This window comes from Hominenteromicrobium mulieris (assembly GCF_046197855.1).
GTDB lineage: Bacteria > Bacillota > Clostridia > Oscillospirales > Acutalibacteraceae > Hominenteromicrobium > Hominenteromicrobium mulieris.
Genome location: NZ_CP173188.1, coordinates 1,845,868 through 1,860,844, shown reverse-complemented (window position 1 = coordinate 1,860,844; position 14,977 = coordinate 1,845,868). Strand labels below are relative to the sequence as shown.

Here is a 14,977-nt window from a genome sequence, read left to right as displayed (position 1 = left end):
ATGAAACACATCCACTTTGATGTTGAAAGTGATGGCTTTTACGGCGCGTATTGGGCATGCAAGGACGGCTCGGACTGCGCCGTCATCGCCATGCTCGGCGACGACCCCGAGGATTATATGGCGCGCTCTGCGGTGAAGTGGCTACTTCGCCTCGGCGTGAACATTTTGACTATGTCGCCTGCAAAAAAGGACTACGGTCATCACAATTATCCTCTTGAACGCATCGAAAAAGCAATGGCATGGCTCAAATTACACGGCAACGAAAAAATAGGCATTGCGGGAGCATCAACGACCGGCACGCTCGCCCTGACGGCGGCTTCGCTATTTGATGATATCTCTCTGACCATCGCAATGACCCCCAGCGACTTCGTGTGGCAGGGTTTCATGCAGGGCAAAAAGGACGGCTGTAAGGAATGGCCGATCGAGGGCGAATCGCTCTTTTCCTACAAAGGTAAACCACTACCCTATATGCCGTTTTGCTGTAAGCACCCCGACTATTGGCATATGATCTCGGAGGAGTCCAAACGCACCGGTAATATGGTTGCCTCCCGCAAGCTGTTTGACGACTCTGAAGCGGCGCACCCGATTACCGAGGAGGAATTCATAAAAGTCGAGAATATCTGCGGCAAGCTGTTTCTTGTCGGCGCAGAGGACGACGCACTTTGGGACACCGCAAAATATATCCGCCGCATGGAAAAACGCCTTGCGGAGAAACCGCACTCCTGCGAAGTCGAGGCGGTCGTATATGAGCACGGCACGCATTTTGTTTTCCCCGACGGTATGCTCACGACCATGCTTCCCGTCGGCTCGGCACTGTTTGTCAAGCTGGCGTTCAGCGCTGCGAAGAAATATCCCAGGGAGTGTAAAACGGCTCGCATTGACATTGACCGCCGCATGACCCGCGTGATATGCGATTGGAGGGACAAAAAGTGACCTATTTTGGAATGTCTTTCGGCATGTGGACGATGTTTGCAGGCTCATTCCAAAAACAGCTGACGGTTGTATTCGGCTATGATGTCGATACGGCAAAAACCATCACGAAAAAAGCAAAGCCGAAATACAGGGAGATCATCTCCGAGCTGCCCGAATTTGAAAAAGGCGACCGGTTCAAGATGAATATCGTCAACTGCGCAATGATCGGCGCGTTCGTTCTCTCCATGCCGGAGCGTCCGGATGTGGAGTGGCTGACGGAGTATTACGCAAAATCCATGATGACAAAGCCCATGAAATGGTTCTGCCAAATGAGCGGAAAGAGCAAATTCACCGAAAAGGACATTGCCGGTATGAAAGCCACCGCCGCGCTGAGAGCCGCTGACCGCAACCCCTACTCGTGGAATATGGAGTTTTACGAATACCCCGACGGCAGCGGCTACGAGGGACGCTTCACCAAATGCGGCATCTGTGTGCTGATGAAAAAGCTGGGACTATATGACCTCACTCCCGCGCTGTGCCGTCTGGACTACACTATGAGCGAGGCGGGCGGCGTGACCGACTTTGTGCGGCAGTACACGCTCGCCTCCGGCGGCCCATACTGCGACTGCGGGTATAAAAAGAAGGGCTTCATGAAAGCTGGGACGGAGGCAGGACGATAAAGGAAACCTATCTCTCCCGTGATTTTCGAGAGACTGCGGCGCAGTGCTTTCCCTCGCAGGCCAAGGAGCTGAATGCCTTTTTTGATACGCGGTTGAATGTGCTGCTGGCTGAAAATGCAGATGCAAGCAAGGAGAAGCAATACCACCTCAAACGGCAAATCTTGCCGGGCATTGCGGCCTACGAGACCTTACAGCGGGTCATGCCGAAAGAGGAGGCGCTGCAAACCGTGCACGGCTATGTGGAGCGCTTGGCGAGAACGAGCCACAAACAGCTTGCCGCCCTGCTGCACATACCGGGGCTTTACCGCCTTGTTCCCGGCGTTTTCGTCAAATCCACGCGGAGCGTCTTCGGCCCGGCGGCGGGCTTTGCCCCAAAAGAGCTGCAGGCCGGCAACGGCATATGGCGTGTGGATATGATGAAATGTCCATATCATGACACCTGCGTGGCATACGGATGTCCTGAGCTGTGCTGCTGCTTTTGCGACAGCGACGACATCAGCTACACCGGTCTTCATCCGAAGCTGATCTGGGAGAGAAGTATGACACTGGGGCGTGGAAATGACCGCTGCGATTTCTGCATGAAAACCATAAAATAGATGCACAGGAATGAACAAGTTGAAGAAGGAAGAAAAGAAACCGTTTATCCAATGCTATATTCTTGGCGCAATCGGCGGGATATTGATGGCTGCCGGCGATTGGCTGCTGGGATGCGTTCCGCTGCAGAAGACGGACACCGGAATATTCAACAGAGCCTGTTATCTGTCCGGCGCCTACGCCTTGTGGAAGCCTGCATTGGTCGTCGGAATGGGAGCGCTTGGGTGCTTCCTCTACTCCTTCATGGTGACGGCACTGAATACGGATATTGACGCAAGGTATACGAGAACAAAAGCTATCCAGTATTTTTGCGGGTTATTTACGGTTGTGGTAGCCTTGTCGATCCATCTCTGGGCGGCTACTCTGGCGTGGTTTTCCACCTATCTGGGGCCGCGTATCGGAGCGGAGGCCGCCATCACAGCGGTCACAGCCTATCAGGATGACATGCTCCCCGCAATCCTCCCCATGTATGTTCCGATGCTATTGGTTTTTGGTATCCATTTTGTGATGCTGCTTGTCGGTAAAACCCGTTATCCCAGGTGGATGCTCGTTTTCCATCCGGTCACATGGAATCTTCTGCTGGTTGCTGTTCCTGATATTGCACAGGCCATGCAGGTGCCGACAGCCACATGGATGTCCGTAATGAGCCAGAGCAGCACGAACAGCGCCATCGTGATCTGGTGCATCGCGACTGCAGCTTATGAGAGAAGTCACACTCAATAAAAAGGAGTCTTGAATATGAAGCCTGACTACAAAAACTGGATTCCCAAGGGAATGCTGGTTTCGCTCATCGCGGGAACGGTGCTGTCCTTTACGCTGCTGCTGGTTTTTGGCGTATTCGGCGTCTGTGTGAGCGGAAAGCTGCGCGTCGTGCTGGGAGTGGTGTTCGGCATTGCCTTTGTCGTTTGTGCAAAGTACACCCAGTGGTGCGTGTATGCCTATCGGGTCTTTTCCTATGACGGCGAGCGCAAGCTCTCAAAGCAGATCATTGACGGCACGGCGGAGCATATCACGCTGCCGGAGGGCGGTGTGGGACTGGACATCGGCTGCGGCAGCGGTGTGCTGACCATTGCCTGCGCAAAGCGCAATCCCCAGGGAAAAATGATCGGTATCGACCGCTGGGGCAAGGAATACGCCTCCTTCAGCCTGCCGCTGTGCGAAAAAAACGCCGCTGCGGAGGGCGTGAAAAACGCTTCGTTCCGGCGTGGAAACGCCGTGAAGCTGGATTTCCCCGACGAGAGCTTCGACGCGGTGACCAGCAACTATGTCTATCATAATATCACGGGAAAGGACAAGCAGCAGCTTCTGCTGGAAACGCTGCGCGTGCTGAAAAAGGGCGGAACATTTGCTATCCATGACCTGATGTCACCCCGCAGATACGGCGATATGCAGGCGTTTGTCCAAAAGCTCATGGACATGGGCTATGAGCGCGTGGAGCTGATGGACACGGCCGACGGCAGCTTTATGACATCGAAGGAAGCCGGACACCTGATGCTTCACGGCTCAACATTGCTGGTGGGAAGAAAGTAATCGGCGCGGCATCATGGAAAGCTGATCTCCGCACAGTTTGACAGCTACCGCCGGAGCATGGCGGAATGTACCGACCGCAAGACTGCCGGGCTATATATGGACGCGACGATGGTCTATCACTTCGGCGGCTGGGCTGCGTTCCTTAAGCCTGTAAATAAATCACGGGAGGAAAAGTGATATGAAATACAACGATTTTTATTTCTGGATGTTCAAAAGCCCGATGAAAAAGGTTCTGGCAGAGAAGTACGGCAGGGAATATGCCGCCGACATTATGAAAAAGAGCAAAAAAGTCTATCGTGAACTGGTCGGGAAAGCTGCCGACATTGGTGACGACAACCCAATGGCATACAACGAGCTGTTTGCACTCGCCTTTGTCGCACCTTACATAGCAAGCGGGAAGAAGATCCCCCCGGAGACGGTGCAGGAGATGATGCGGCGTTCGCTTTACCACATCAAGTGGTATTTTGCGAAAACCGACCTGAACACCGATAAGGGCAAGGCAGAGAACAAAAAGAGCATCGTGAAGTATGTCAAGTGGTACACGCCGGAAAAGGAAAAACAATATCCGACATCGTTCAAAGTGGACTTTGAGGGACAGCCTCATGAAGGAGCTTGCTACTACCGCATCACCCGCTGCCCCATCTGCGCCTATGCGGAAAAGCTGGGCGTTTCCGAGTTGATGCCGCTGTTCTGCGAGTTGGACGAGGTGATGATCACACTCCAGCACGGCGTGCTGCACAGAAAGCAGGCGTTGGCAAACGGCGGAGAATTCTGCGACTATTACATTACAGGAAACAGAGAATAAACGAAGAAGCTCGTATCGGTCAATAGCTGATACGAGCTTCTTTTCATATTTTTTAGATTGTGTTTCTTCAGACCTTCCACCCGGCGGCCTGCTTGCGCTCCACCACGAAGCGGCGGTAGAGCCCGTCAACAGCAACCAGCTCGTCATGCGTGCCCTGCTGGATGATCTCGCCGTGTTCGACAACGAATATTTTGTCGGCATTGCGCACGGTTTTCAGCCGGTGAGCGATCATGATGACCGTCTTATCGTGGGTCAATTCCGCAACGGCCTCCATCAGCTCCTTTTCATTTTCGGGGTCAACATTGGCAGTGGCTTCGTCCAGAATGATGATTGGTGCGTCCTTCATAATCGCCCGGGCAATGGAAATGCGCTGCCGCTCGCCGCCGGAGAGCGTTGCACCGCCCTCGCCGATAACAGTGTCAAAGCCGTCCGGCAGCGCCATGATAAAGTCGCAGCACCGCGCCTTCTTTGCTGCAGCCTTTACCTCCTCCATGGAGGCATCGGGCTTTCCGAAGCGGATATTGTTGGCGATGGTGTCCGAGAACAGATAGGTCCGCTGAAACACAAAGGAGAAATTGCGGATGAGGCTGTCGTAGCTGTACTCCCGCACATCCCGTCCGCCGAGGCGCACGCTGCCGGACTGCACATCCCAGAACCTCGCCATAAGATTGCAGAGGGTTGTTTTACCACTTCCTGAGGGGCCGACGATGGCGACGGTGGTTTTCTCCGGAATCGTCAACGACACATCTTGCAGAATGGGCTTGCTGTCGTAGGAGAAGTTTACATGAGACAGAGCAATGTCCTCCCGCTCCGGCGACAGTTCCTCCCCGTCAATATCCATGGGCTCTACACGCAGAATCGCGTTTGCCTTGTCCACACCAATATCGATAGAACGGAACAGGGACGAAAAGCTCCCGGCTGAGTCCAGCTGCTCAAAGAGAATGAAGGAGCAGATCAGCATCAAAAGGCAGTTTGTAAGCTCCATAGTGCCGCCGAAGTAAAAGCCGATGGCAGCGGTGCAGACGGCAACGCCGGTGAGCTTGTTGACGATGAACTGCGCCAGCATATAAAGAACAGACGGCAGCTCCATGGCGAAGGAAGCCTTGCGGGCTTCCTCCACAGCGCCGTGTACCTGCGTGGCAGAGTCGTGAGTCAGGTCAAAATTCTTGACCTCGGCGATGCCCTGCACATATTCCAGCACCTTGGACACAAGCCGTTCGTCGGCATTGAATTTTCGCTGCGCCAGCGATTGCTCTGCCCGCTGCATGGCAGCGTTGACGGCGAAGAACATCAGCAGTCCCACCAGTGTTATAAGCCCCATGCGCCAGTCGAACAGGAACATCATGACCGCGATGATGCCGGAGGTCAGGAAGCCCCTCGTTGTGACCATGACCACCCGTGTGGCAATGTTGGCCATGTTCTCCATGGTGTTGGTGGTGACGGAGGTCACCTCACCCAGGCTGTTGTCGTTGAACCAGCCCATAGGCAGATACCGCAGATGCTCGGCAATCTCAATTCGCTTGTTGGCGCAGGCACGGTAGCCTGCACGGGTCTGGAGCATAGTGGCCTTCATATTGATGGCAATCGTAATGATCAATGAGATTACGATAATGCCGAGGCTCGTCCAGAGCGTCGGCATAGTGACATTTTTAGTGAGTAGCGCCTGAATGACGATGGCAGCGGCAGGAATACGCATGGCGGAGCAGATGGCGCTGATCACGCCCAGCCAGATGGATGTCATAAACAGCCTGCGGTTGTCCGCCCCGCAGAAGGCAAAAAACTTTTTCAGTGTCTTGAGCATTATGCCACCTCCCCATCGTCTTTGACGCTGATGTGGGCTTCCCACATGGTTTGATAAAGCGGGCAGGAGGCAAGCAGCTCCGACTGTGTGCCGGTGGCTTCGATCTTGCCGTGATTCACGACAATGATCTGATCGGCATCGGCGATGGTAGACAGGCGGTGGGCGATGACCAGCAGCGTCTTACCCCGTACCAGCTTTGCCAGTGCCGACTGGATGACCGCCTCGTTCTCCGGGTCAGTGTAGGAGGTGGCCTCGTCCAGAATGACAATGGGTGCATCCTTCAGCATGGCACGGGCAATGGAGATGCGCTGCCGTTCGCCGCCGGAGAGGTGTCCGCCGGAGGCACCGCATATGGTCTGATAGCCGTTTTCAAGCCCCATGATGAACTCGTGGCAGCCGCATTTTTTCGCCGCATCGATGACCTCCTCGTCGGTTGCGCCCTTTTTGCCCATGCGAATATTGTCCATGACAGAAAGGTCAAAGAGGTAGTTGTCCTGGGATACATAGGCGATGCGCTTTGTGCACTCCGCCAGCGGCAGCGTGCGAATGTCCACGCCGCCCAGCTCGATAGAGCCGTCCTTCACGTCCCAAAGGGAGGCGATAAGCCGGGCGATGGTGGACTTTCCGCTGCCGGAGGGGCCCACAAGAGCATTGACTGTCCCCGGGGCAATGTGTAGATTGACTCCGTGCAGTACCTCCTTGTCGTGATAGGCAAAGCGGACATCTTTCAGCTCGATGGAGTTGTCCGCAGGCAGCTTTTCCGCACTTTCCGGGCGCTGCATATCTTCGCCGGACAGCACCTCCGCTACCTCGCCGACGATGGTCGTGACCTGTGCGATGTCGTCGGTGTAGGAGAAGGCGGTGATCAGCGGCTGCATAACACCGAACGAAAGCACGATGATCGCCAGAAATGTTTCTGCCGACAGTGTACCGCGCATGTAAAGCAGGCAGCCCACCGGCAGGATGCCGAGAAGCGTTGAAGGGAGTATCGCCATTCCGGCTACCTGCCCGAACAAACTTCCCCGCATCCAGTCGATGAAGCAGTCCGCGCCCTCTTTTGCGGCGGAGACGAACTTAGCGTAGCTGGTCTTGGACTGGCCGAAGGCCTTGATGACCTCAATGCCGCTGATGTACTCCACAGCCGTGTCGTTGAGTGCCTTCGTCGCAGTGACCGTGCGCCGGAACTTCTCGTTATAGCCGCTGAACATGGACGCGAAGCAGCCAATGCCCAGCGGCACGACGATCAACATGGAAAGCCCCATGCGCCAGTCCTCGATAAACAGCAGCACCAGCACCGCCAGCGCGCCCACAATGTTGGCTGTCATCTCCGGCAGCAAATGGGCAAGAGTGGTTTCAATGGAGTCCACGCGCTCGACGATAATGTTCTTATAGGAGCCAGAGGAATGGTCCAGCACCGTGCCAAGGGGCAACGTGGCCAGCTTATCCAGCAGCCGTGTGCGGGTATTGGCCAGCACATGGAAGGTGGCGTGATGGGAGAGGGATGTGGACACGCTGTGCAGCACATAGCGCAGCACCCAGCAGCCCGCCATCCACGCGCAGAGCGTCAGGCAGTACGACAGCTCCGCCGTGCCGCTGATCAGCGCGGTAATGATCCGAATGATGATGAAATACGGCGCAAGGGAGCAGGCAACGCCCAGCAGCGCCGTAAGGACGCTCAAAGCGTACTCGCCGTACCGCCCTTTTGCCAGCTCTGCCAGCCATGAGGCGGCAGAGCGCTTTGGCTCAATTTCTTTCATGGTGAACTCCTTTCGACTGCATTACGCAGCAAGGTGCTTTTTCACGATCCGCTTGCCGATCATTGCGCCGATAAAGGCCGCCACGATCACACCGGCCACCAGCGCCACAGACACCCAGGATTGCAGCATCTGGGATGCGGCAAGGATGGCGTCCTGACGGCCATCAGTGACCATCTGATACGCCATAGCCTTGGCTGCGATGGCGTAGGGAATGATAGTGCTGCCGAATGCGGCCAGCACCTGATTGATGACATAACTGACGGTCAGCGCCTTCGCATTGCCGTAGCCCATCTTCCACAGCAGTAGTTCAGCAATGACACCGGAGAGAATAAAGAGGATGATGTACGGCAGGTATCCGCCCATAATGGCACGGACGATACTGTAAATGAGGATTGCACCGGGCTTTTTCACCTTCGTGCCGATGATGAAGTAGACGATGCCCTCCAGCAGGGCGAAAAACACCGGCATCAGAATGATGGTAATGGGCGTTGCGTACAGGACGGAGCTGGCGAAGAAAATGACCACATTGATTAGAGCCAGCAGGACAACGGTGATGATGTCCTTGACTTTCAGTTTATTGGGGTTTGCAGTACTCATGGTAAAGACTCCTTTTTGAATGAAATATGTTTGAACGTCGCAGAGACGGCGATCACAGGATAAGGCCGGCGGCGATCGATGCTGCCAGCAGGACACAGAACACAGCATCCCACGCAGAAAACCGAAGCGACAGATAGTTGCTTTTACGGCGGGTTAAGTCGATGCCCCGTGTTTCGGCGGAGGCGGACAGCGTCTCGGCAATGCGGATGACCCGCAGCGCCATGGGAACGGTCAGAATTTCCAGATACGATGGTAGCGCACGCAGCTTTTGCCACGGCGTCACAAATGCGCCACGGGTGCGGATGGATTGCCGCAGTAGCTTCATGTCTCCCGACAGAACGGGGAAGAAGCGGAAGATCACGGCTACGATCATAATGAGCCGTTCCGGCAGGTGCAGATTACGCAGCGCCGCCAGGGTACGGCTGGCTTCATTCCGCCCAATCAGCGTCCGCATGGAAATGCCAACGGCAATGATACGCGGGAACAGCACCAGCATAAAGGAAAACACCGTGCCCGGCAGCATGGCGTTAGCCGCCCACAGCACCCCAAAGCTTATGCCGCCCGCGATTGCCGTTCCGAGCCATCCGTCAGTTGCGGTCAGCAAGATCAGTGCCGCATAACAGGCATAGACAAGGTGATTGTTTGCCGTGGAGATCACGACCAACAGGGCCAGCCAGTAAAGCAGCTTCGTTGCCGGGTGGAATCGTTCTTTATGCTGTTTTTTCGCAGGAGCATCGGAAGGATGGAAGCGCTCCATATATTGCCGTACCGCTTGCAAATCACGTTCCGAATGAACGGGAAATTCTGCCTCTGCATGTCCATCCGACAGCCCGATGCAGCGGTCACACGCACCTGCAATCAGCTCCAGATCATGGGTGATGATGAGAACCGTCTTTTCCTTCCGCATTTCCCGGATCAGCGCCGCGCACCGCTCCAGACTTTCCGCGTCCTGTCCTGCTGTCGGCTCGTCCAGTATGACGATCGGCTTGTCGGACAGATACGCCATCATCAGCGCCAGACGCTGCATCTGCCCGCCGGAGAGGGAAAAGGGATGCCGGTCGCGGCAGTCCCACATATCCATACTTTTCAGCAGCGCTTCCGTTTTTGCTTCAAACTCCGGTGTCACCGCATGGCCGTATTGCAGTTCGTGCAGGACGGAGTTGGTGAAGAACTGAAACTCTGCTTCCTGTAGGATGAACAGCACCTGCTTTTGCAGACCCTTAGGCTTTCGCGCTTTGCCGTACAGGAATATCTGCCCGCCGGAGGGATCGTAAAGCCCCGCAATCAGCTTGCCGATGGTCGTTTTGCCACAGCCGTTTGCGCCCACGAGACCGATGATCTCATGCTCACGGATGGAAAAGCTGACACCAGAGAGGGTATCTCCGGCCTTCCTGCCGTATGTATAGCGGACATCTGAGACGGCAAGCGCCGTCGGCGCGGTTTTCGGCAGCGGCTCTTTCTCCGGCACGGTGATCTCCGCAAGGTCGAGCGTGCGCAGAGAAAGTGTTTGTCTCTGCTCCGCCGAGAACGCCTTTGCCTCTGCGGCAGTGTATTTTCCTTTGATCTCGCCGTCTGCCATAACCCAAAATTCGTCGGCAATGTCGGCAAGATAGTAGAGCCGGTGCTCACTGAGCAGCAGCGTTTTGCCCTGCGTTTTCAGGGCAAGCAGAATCTCTTTTAACTGCTGCGTGGCTGCAAAGTCCAGGTTGGCCGTTGGCTCGTCCAGCAGAAAAATATCTGTGTCCATTGCCCACGCGGACAAGATGGAGATGAGCTGTCGCTCGCCGCTGGACAACTCGTAGACATTGCGATCCTTCAGCCGCTCCAGATGAAAGATCCGGAAGGCATCCTCCACCCGCTGACGGATTTTATCTTGCGGCAGACCGTGATTTTCAAGGCCGAAGGCCACTTCATTGGAACTGTTCACGGTAAAAAACTGACTCCGCGGATCCTGAAATACCGATGCTGCCAGCTCGCCGATCTCGCCGATACGCAGCCCGGCGGTGTCCTGCCCGTTCAGGCGGCAAAAGCCCTTCAGCTCTCCCTCGTAAAATTGTGGGATTAGTCCGTTGATGCACCGCAGCAGCGTAGATTTTCCGCATCCGCTGCCTCCGCAGAGCACCACGCAGCGTCCCGCCGGGATGCCGCCGCCGACCTGTCGGAGGATGGGCAGCTTTGCCTCCGTATATTGGAATTCAAATTCAAAATCTATCATCGCAAACTCTTTTCTCATTAGTTAGCTATTTCTAACCAACAGTCGTAAGAAACGGACGGATGGACCGTCCGAATCAACTTTTCGGATTTATTGCAAGGTATCGCATAGCTGCCGCCAACCGGCGTTGGTGAAATCAAGGACTGCCTGTAAGCAGGTAAGCATTCTGCCTTCCTCCATATGCTGATCCAGCAGCTGGCGGAAGTACCAGAACTGTGAGCCCATCAAAAGACGGATCGCATCGGCATTTGGCGCTTTTCCATAGATATGTGAAAAGAACTCTACCGTTTGTTCCGCTTTACGGTTCATCAGTTCATGCAGCACGGTTTCCATGGAGCTGCCATCACTGCGGCAGAAAAATAAAGTGCAGTCATTGCAGTGCTCGGTCAGCAGTTGAAAATATACCTGTTCTTCGGCGTTTATGGCGCGGAGGATATCCTCTGGCTGCGCACTGTGCTTTGCATTTTCGTATTCTTCCGCGACGGGAGCAAAGAGAACCTGCATCGCCTCAAAAAAATCCTGAAGCAGACTGGCAAACAACGCGTCTTTATTCTTGTATCTTGTGTAGATTGCCCCCGTAGTAACACCGGCTTTTTCGGCGATCTTGTGCAGAGAGGCTTTCTGAAAGCCGTAAGCAAGAAATTCCGAATAAGCAGCCTGAATAATCCCATCATCCAGGGAATGATCCCTATTGGCCATGTCTTCACTCCTCTGCGCCTAAATAATAACGTCATTATCGATAACGACATTATTATAGCGTTCTTTTTGCTGCTTGTCAATGCGAATTGCACACTCCTTTACAAAAACATACCTTGGCAAATCTCGTCTCAAAAGGAAATTCTTATGACTTATGCAAAGAAAAACGGATATTTACATCCGCAATTCTTTGTTGATGACGGTATCAGCGGAACAACATTTGCTGAGGTTAGATAGCGATACTTTTTACATCTACCATGTTGCGGCGGTCATGGTTGACAACTTGCGTCGGCTCCTGCTCGGTATCAACCTGTCCGACAAAGCTGTAATGGATTTCGATTTTCCGGGTGTTGGTTTCCCGGTCTAATTCATGTATCAAAATACGGTCGATAAACTCATGGACGTTTTCATAGGTCAATTCCTGTATGTCGCTGTATTTCCCGACAATCTGAATAAACCTTGATATATCCCTTTTTCGCTCGGTAACGGTTGCGATCTGCTGTTGTAACTCGTCTATCCTTGCGGCAAGGGATTTCTTTTCGTCCTCGTAGCCGGAAGTTAGAAACACAAACCGTTCATCTGTCAGTCTGCCTAATGCGTTGTCCTCGTACAGCTTGCGGAAAAGCGTGTCAAGTTCGGTCATACGCGCCTGTGCTTTGGAAAGTTCCTTTTGCTGCTGCGCTAATGCCTTTCTCGCTTCCATGTCGCCGTACTCGGTAGCTTTACAGATAAAGTCCTGTTCGTGTTCCTTAACATACTGCAAAACCCGCCGCATATCTTCCAGCACTAAATCAAGAAGTACGTTTTTGCGGATATAATGAGAGGTACACTCGCTGCCTGTCCTTGCCCTGTTGCGCCATGCGCCGCAAGAATAGGAAAACCTGCGCGGCTCGATATTTACGCCCTGTTGGTAATACATCTTATGTCCGCAACCAGCGCAAAACAGCAAGCCGGAAAAAATATCAATCTCCGCTGCTTTTGTCGGGCGGTGGCGGGTAGCAATCCGCTTTTGCGCAAGTTCAAAGGTTTCCTCGTCAACAAGCGGCTCATGGGTGTTTGGGAAGAAATAGCGTTGTTCTTCTTCGTTCTTCCGGGTCTTTTTCGACTTGTAGGATACCTTGTGAGTTTTCGCGGTTATGGTATGCCCTAAATATTCCTGCCTTGCTAATATGTCATAGAGCGTTTTGTCCGGCCAAGTATAGGGGGCGATCATTGCCCGCTGATACCGCGCCTGTCCTGTGCGCTGATAGCGCAACGCTCCAATCGTCAAGACTTTGTTTTCCGCAAGCCATTTTTGGATTTCGCACATACGCACGCCGCTAACAAACATAGCGAAAACCTGTTTGACAATCGGCGCGGTTTCCGGGTCGGGTATAAGGTGGTGGCGGTTGTTCGGGTCTGGGATATAGCCGTATGGATATTCCCCGTTGACGCGCTCGCCTTTTTGCGCCTGTGCCTGTTTAACTGCGCGGATTTTCTTGCTTGTGTCGCGGGCGTAAAACTCGTTAAACCAGTTCCGCAAGGGGGTAAACTCGTTATCCTCCCGCGCTGTGTCAACTCCGTCGTTGATCGCGATATAGCGTACTCCGTTTTCGGGAAATACAATCTCTATGAGTTCGCCCGTTTTCAGATAGTTTCTGCCAAGACGGGAAAGGTCTTTGGTAATGACCGTCGCCACTCGTCCGGCTTCCACTTCCTGCAACATCGCTTGCAGCCCCTCGCGCTCAAAACTCACGCTGGAAAATCCGTCGTCCACAAAAAACTTTGTGTTCAAAAAATGGTGTTCGTCCGCATAGCGTTGAAGTATCATTTTTTGGTGCTGTATGCTTCCGCTTTCTCCGGCTTGCATATCCTCTTGACTTAAACGGCAGTAAAGGGCGGTGATTTTATTCGACTGTAACATTAGTCCTCCTTTCCGACAGCCGAATAAACAGGTATAATGTGTTGCTATCATTATACCATATCCCGCCGCCTAATGCACTACTCGGACGCTAAAAATCCCGGATTTCCGGGCTTTTTCTGCAAATCCTTTACAATGAGTTTTTCAATCTTTTTATGGATTGTATCGGTTGCCTTTTCACTCGGCAACGCTTGAACAAGATAGGTGATTTTCCCTATTTTGCGTTCGGTTGTAATTGTCTGTTTTTTATCCATTAGAAAAACCTCCTTTTCCTGTATGGATAAACTATATTCGTCAAAAGGCAAAACGGGCGGTTGTTAGCTGCAACCTCACGGGAGTTTCACCCCGGCCCATGCTTATGGGTGCGCCGCGCAATACTTTGAGGGTGTTCAACGCGGGAGTATCATTGTGCCGCCTTGTATGTCGTCGCCCACAAGCTGCTAAACTTGTTTTACGGCGCGGTAGTTCTCGCTCGACTTTTCCCCAACGGGGAAAAGCGGTCATGGCGTACCCGCCGCCCGGCTCGGTACAGACGGAATGTACCCGTTGCCTGTTATGCTGCGCACCAAAGGCCGCTTTCTTTGTCAAGGAACAATAGGCTTTGTCGGCCTGTAACAGTACACCGTTTCCGATGTGCTGTTACGGAACGACAAATAGCCCATAACGGGAAGCGTGGAAAGGGGACACGCTCCCCGCATGGGCTAAAAGATTATCCTACATGAAAAGCAAGGGTGCGGGTAATAAGGCGCACTTGCAGCCTGTTACGCATTTCCTCGTCCACATAGGAATAGGTATTGCCCGCGTCGTCTTTCAGCGTGCGGGTACAAAGTTTCGCTATGTAACCCTCGTAATGCTTCAAGATCGCGCACATGGCGGTTGTGTCGCCGTTTGCCGCTGCGGAAATGACAGGGAACGGCAACAGATTTTCAGATTTCCTAACGGTATTCATCATCTGCTTTTCCCTCCAAATACTGTTTGATTTTCGCAAGCGCGGATTTCCTGTGCCGGAAAACCGTCGTGCGTACAACATTCAGCAGTTCAGCAATTTCCGCGTCGCTCATGTCCAAGAAGTAGGACAAAAGGATAATGTCGCGTTTCCTTTCGGGCAAAGCGTTAAGGGCTTCGGCAAGCAGTTCATTTTTGACGAGTACATCAAAGCCGGACACTTGAAAACGGAAATAATCGCTTTTGTATTCGTCCGTTGTGAAAAGCTGCGCGAGTTCGCTTTCGCTCAAATCCGAAAAAGTAACTTCGCGTGCTGCGCGTTTCGCAAGAGTGCGGCGGTGGCTTTTCGCTTCGCCGACCAAAGTTTTCTTTGCTAATGCGTCGTACTGATGTTGTATTCTTTCCTTGTCGGAAGAAGATAGCTCCATAGAGTTCACCTCCTTCCCGCGTGGAGTAGAGGACGGGAGTTAAGGGCTTGTCCTCTCTGCCCCTTTCGCTCCGTACCCGTTCGGGAGATGGCTCTTGAGTGCGCTTTTCAGAAAAAAGTT

At 53.5% G+C, this 14,977-nt stretch carries 15 protein-coding genes; 6 read left to right on the top strand and 9 right to left on the bottom strand.

Annotated elements, in window-relative coordinates; all coding sequences use genetic code 11:
• The 6 genes from ACI0CA_RS09025 to ACI0CA_RS09000 all read left to right on the top strand — a co-directional run bounded on the left by ACI0CA_RS09025 (window position 1) and on the right by ACI0CA_RS09000 (window position 4,521).
• On the top strand, window positions 1-933 hold the full coding sequence (locus ACI0CA_RS09025) for an acyl-CoA thioester hydrolase/BAAT C-terminal domain-containing protein (RefSeq protein ID WP_308449758.1): 933 nt from the start codon (window positions 1-3) through the stop codon (window positions 931-933).
• Window positions 930-1,592: an L-2-amino-thiazoline-4-carboxylic acid hydrolase gene (locus ACI0CA_RS09020; RefSeq protein ID WP_308449759.1), complete on the top strand. Its 663-nt coding sequence runs from the start codon at window positions 930-932 to the stop codon at window positions 1,590-1,592. The genes ACI0CA_RS09025 and ACI0CA_RS09020 overlap by 4 nt, the downstream gene beginning before the upstream one ends.
• The gene (locus tag ACI0CA_RS09015) at window positions 1,589-2,188 is read left to right on the top strand and encodes an L-2-amino-thiazoline-4-carboxylic acid hydrolase (RefSeq protein WP_308449773.1); all 600 of its coding nucleotides are present in this window, start codon (window positions 1,589-1,591) and stop codon (window positions 2,186-2,188) included. The genes ACI0CA_RS09020 and ACI0CA_RS09015 overlap by 4 nt, the downstream gene beginning before the upstream one ends.
• A 10-nt stretch (window positions 2,189-2,198) precedes the next feature.
• Window positions 2,199-2,909 (top strand): DUF6796 family protein, encoded by a 711-nt coding sequence (locus tag ACI0CA_RS09010; RefSeq protein WP_308449760.1) that lies wholly within the window; start codon window positions 2,199-2,201, stop codon window positions 2,907-2,909.
• A gap of 15 nt (window positions 2,910-2,924) precedes the next feature.
• A complete protein-coding gene (locus ACI0CA_RS09005; RefSeq protein ID WP_308449761.1) occupies window positions 2,925-3,716 on the top strand; it encodes a class I SAM-dependent methyltransferase in 792 nt (263 codons plus the stop codon).
• Window positions 3,717-3,894: 178 nt separating this feature from the next.
• Window positions 3,895-4,521 carry an L-2-amino-thiazoline-4-carboxylic acid hydrolase gene (locus tag ACI0CA_RS09000; protein ID WP_308449762.1) on the top strand — a complete coding sequence of 209 codons (627 nt, stop codon included), beginning with the start codon at window positions 3,895-3,897 and terminating at the stop codon, window positions 4,519-4,521.
• A gap of 67 nt (window positions 4,522-4,588) precedes the next feature.
• On the opposite strand, the gene ACI0CA_RS08995 is transcribed toward ACI0CA_RS09000, so the two are convergent.
• The 9 genes from ACI0CA_RS08995 to ACI0CA_RS08955 form a co-directional block, all read right to left on the bottom strand.
• Window positions 4,589-6,322, bottom strand: coding sequence for an ABC transporter ATP-binding protein (locus ACI0CA_RS08995; RefSeq protein WP_308449763.1), 1,734 nt, complete (start codon window positions 6,320-6,322; stop codon window positions 4,589-4,591).
• Window positions 6,322-8,079, bottom strand: coding sequence for an ABC transporter ATP-binding protein (locus ACI0CA_RS08990; RefSeq protein ID WP_308449764.1), 1,758 nt, complete (start codon window positions 8,077-8,079; stop codon window positions 6,322-6,324). Before ACI0CA_RS08990 ends, ACI0CA_RS08995 begins: the two co-directional genes overlap by 1 nt.
• Window positions 8,080-8,100: 21 nt before the next feature.
• Window positions 8,101-8,676, bottom strand: coding sequence for an MptD family putative ECF transporter S component (locus ACI0CA_RS08985; RefSeq protein WP_308449765.1), 576 nt, complete (start codon window positions 8,674-8,676; stop codon window positions 8,101-8,103).
• Window positions 8,677-8,728: 52 nt separating this feature from the next.
• Window positions 8,729-10,891: an ATP-binding cassette domain-containing protein gene (locus ACI0CA_RS08980; protein WP_308449766.1), complete on the bottom strand. Its 2,163-nt coding sequence runs from the start codon at window positions 10,889-10,891 to the stop codon at window positions 8,729-8,731.
• Window positions 10,892-10,978: 87 nt separating this feature from the next.
• Window positions 10,979-11,587, bottom strand: a complete 609-nt coding sequence (locus tag ACI0CA_RS08975; RefSeq protein ID WP_308449767.1) for a TetR/AcrR family transcriptional regulator — start codon at window positions 11,585-11,587, stop codon at window positions 10,979-10,981.
• A gap of 226 nt (window positions 11,588-11,813) precedes the next feature.
• Window positions 11,814-13,487, bottom strand: a complete 1,674-nt coding sequence (locus ACI0CA_RS08970; RefSeq protein ID WP_343285381.1) for a recombinase family protein — start codon at window positions 13,485-13,487, stop codon at window positions 11,814-11,816.
• Window positions 13,488-13,564: 77 nt separating this feature from the next.
• Entirely contained in the window at window positions 13,565-13,738 is a 174-nt protein-coding gene (locus ACI0CA_RS08965; protein ID WP_002604472.1) for a transposon-encoded TnpW family protein, read from the bottom strand.
• 455 nt (window positions 13,739-14,193) lie between these two features.
• Entirely contained in the window at window positions 14,194-14,436 is a 243-nt protein-coding gene (locus tag ACI0CA_RS08960) for a helix-turn-helix domain-containing protein (RefSeq protein ID WP_002604473.1), read from the bottom strand.
• Window positions 14,420-14,857, bottom strand: coding sequence for a sigma-70 family RNA polymerase sigma factor (locus ACI0CA_RS08955; protein WP_308449769.1), 438 nt, complete (start codon window positions 14,855-14,857; stop codon window positions 14,420-14,422). The genes ACI0CA_RS08960 and ACI0CA_RS08955 overlap by 17 nt, the downstream gene beginning before the upstream one ends.
• Between the last annotated feature and the right edge of the window lie 120 nt (window positions 14,858-14,977).

What these genes read in the sequence shown, in the direction of transcription:
- ACI0CA_RS09005 (WP_308449761.1), top strand. Translation starts at nt 2,925, where the DNA reads ATGAAGCCTGACTACAAAAACTGGATTCCCAAGGGAATGCTGGTTTCG.
- ACI0CA_RS08965 (WP_002604472.1), bottom strand. Translation starts at nt 13,738, where the DNA reads ATGGATAAAAAACAGACAATTACAACCGAACGCAAAATAGGGAAAATC.
- ACI0CA_RS08995 (WP_308449763.1), bottom strand. Translation starts at nt 6,322, where the DNA reads ATGCTCAAGACACTGAAAAAGTTTTTTGCCTTCTGCGGGGCGGACAAC.
- ACI0CA_RS08975 (WP_308449767.1), bottom strand. Translation starts at nt 11,587, where the DNA reads ATGGCCAATAGGGATCATTCCCTGGATGATGGGATTATTCAGGCTGCT.
- ACI0CA_RS08970 (WP_343285381.1), bottom strand. Translation starts at nt 13,487, where the DNA reads ATGTTACAGTCGAATAAAATCACCGCCCTTTACTGCCGTTTAAGTCAA.
- ACI0CA_RS09000 (WP_308449762.1), top strand. Translation starts at nt 3,895, where the DNA reads ATGAAATACAACGATTTTTATTTCTGGATGTTCAAAAGCCCGATGAAA.
- ACI0CA_RS08960 (WP_002604473.1), bottom strand. Translation starts at nt 14,436, where the DNA reads ATGATGAATACCGTTAGGAAATCTGAAAATCTGTTGCCGTTCCCTGTC.
- ACI0CA_RS08985 (WP_308449765.1), bottom strand. Translation starts at nt 8,676, where the DNA reads ATGAGTACTGCAAACCCCAATAAACTGAAAGTCAAGGACATCATCACC.
- ACI0CA_RS08990 (WP_308449764.1), bottom strand. Translation starts at nt 8,079, where the DNA reads ATGAAAGAAATTGAGCCAAAGCGCTCTGCCGCCTCATGGCTGGCAGAG.
- ACI0CA_RS08955 (WP_308449769.1), bottom strand. Translation starts at nt 14,857, where the DNA reads ATGGAGCTATCTTCTTCCGACAAGGAAAGAATACAACATCAGTACGAC.
- ACI0CA_RS09025 (WP_308449758.1), top strand. Translation starts at nt 1, where the DNA reads ATGAAACACATCCACTTTGATGTTGAAAGTGATGGCTTTTACGGCGCG.
- ACI0CA_RS09010 (WP_308449760.1), top strand. Translation starts at nt 2,199, where the DNA reads ATGAACAAGTTGAAGAAGGAAGAAAAGAAACCGTTTATCCAATGCTAT.
- ACI0CA_RS08980 (WP_308449766.1), bottom strand. Translation starts at nt 10,891, where the DNA reads ATGATAGATTTTGAATTTGAATTCCAATATACGGAGGCAAAGCTGCCC.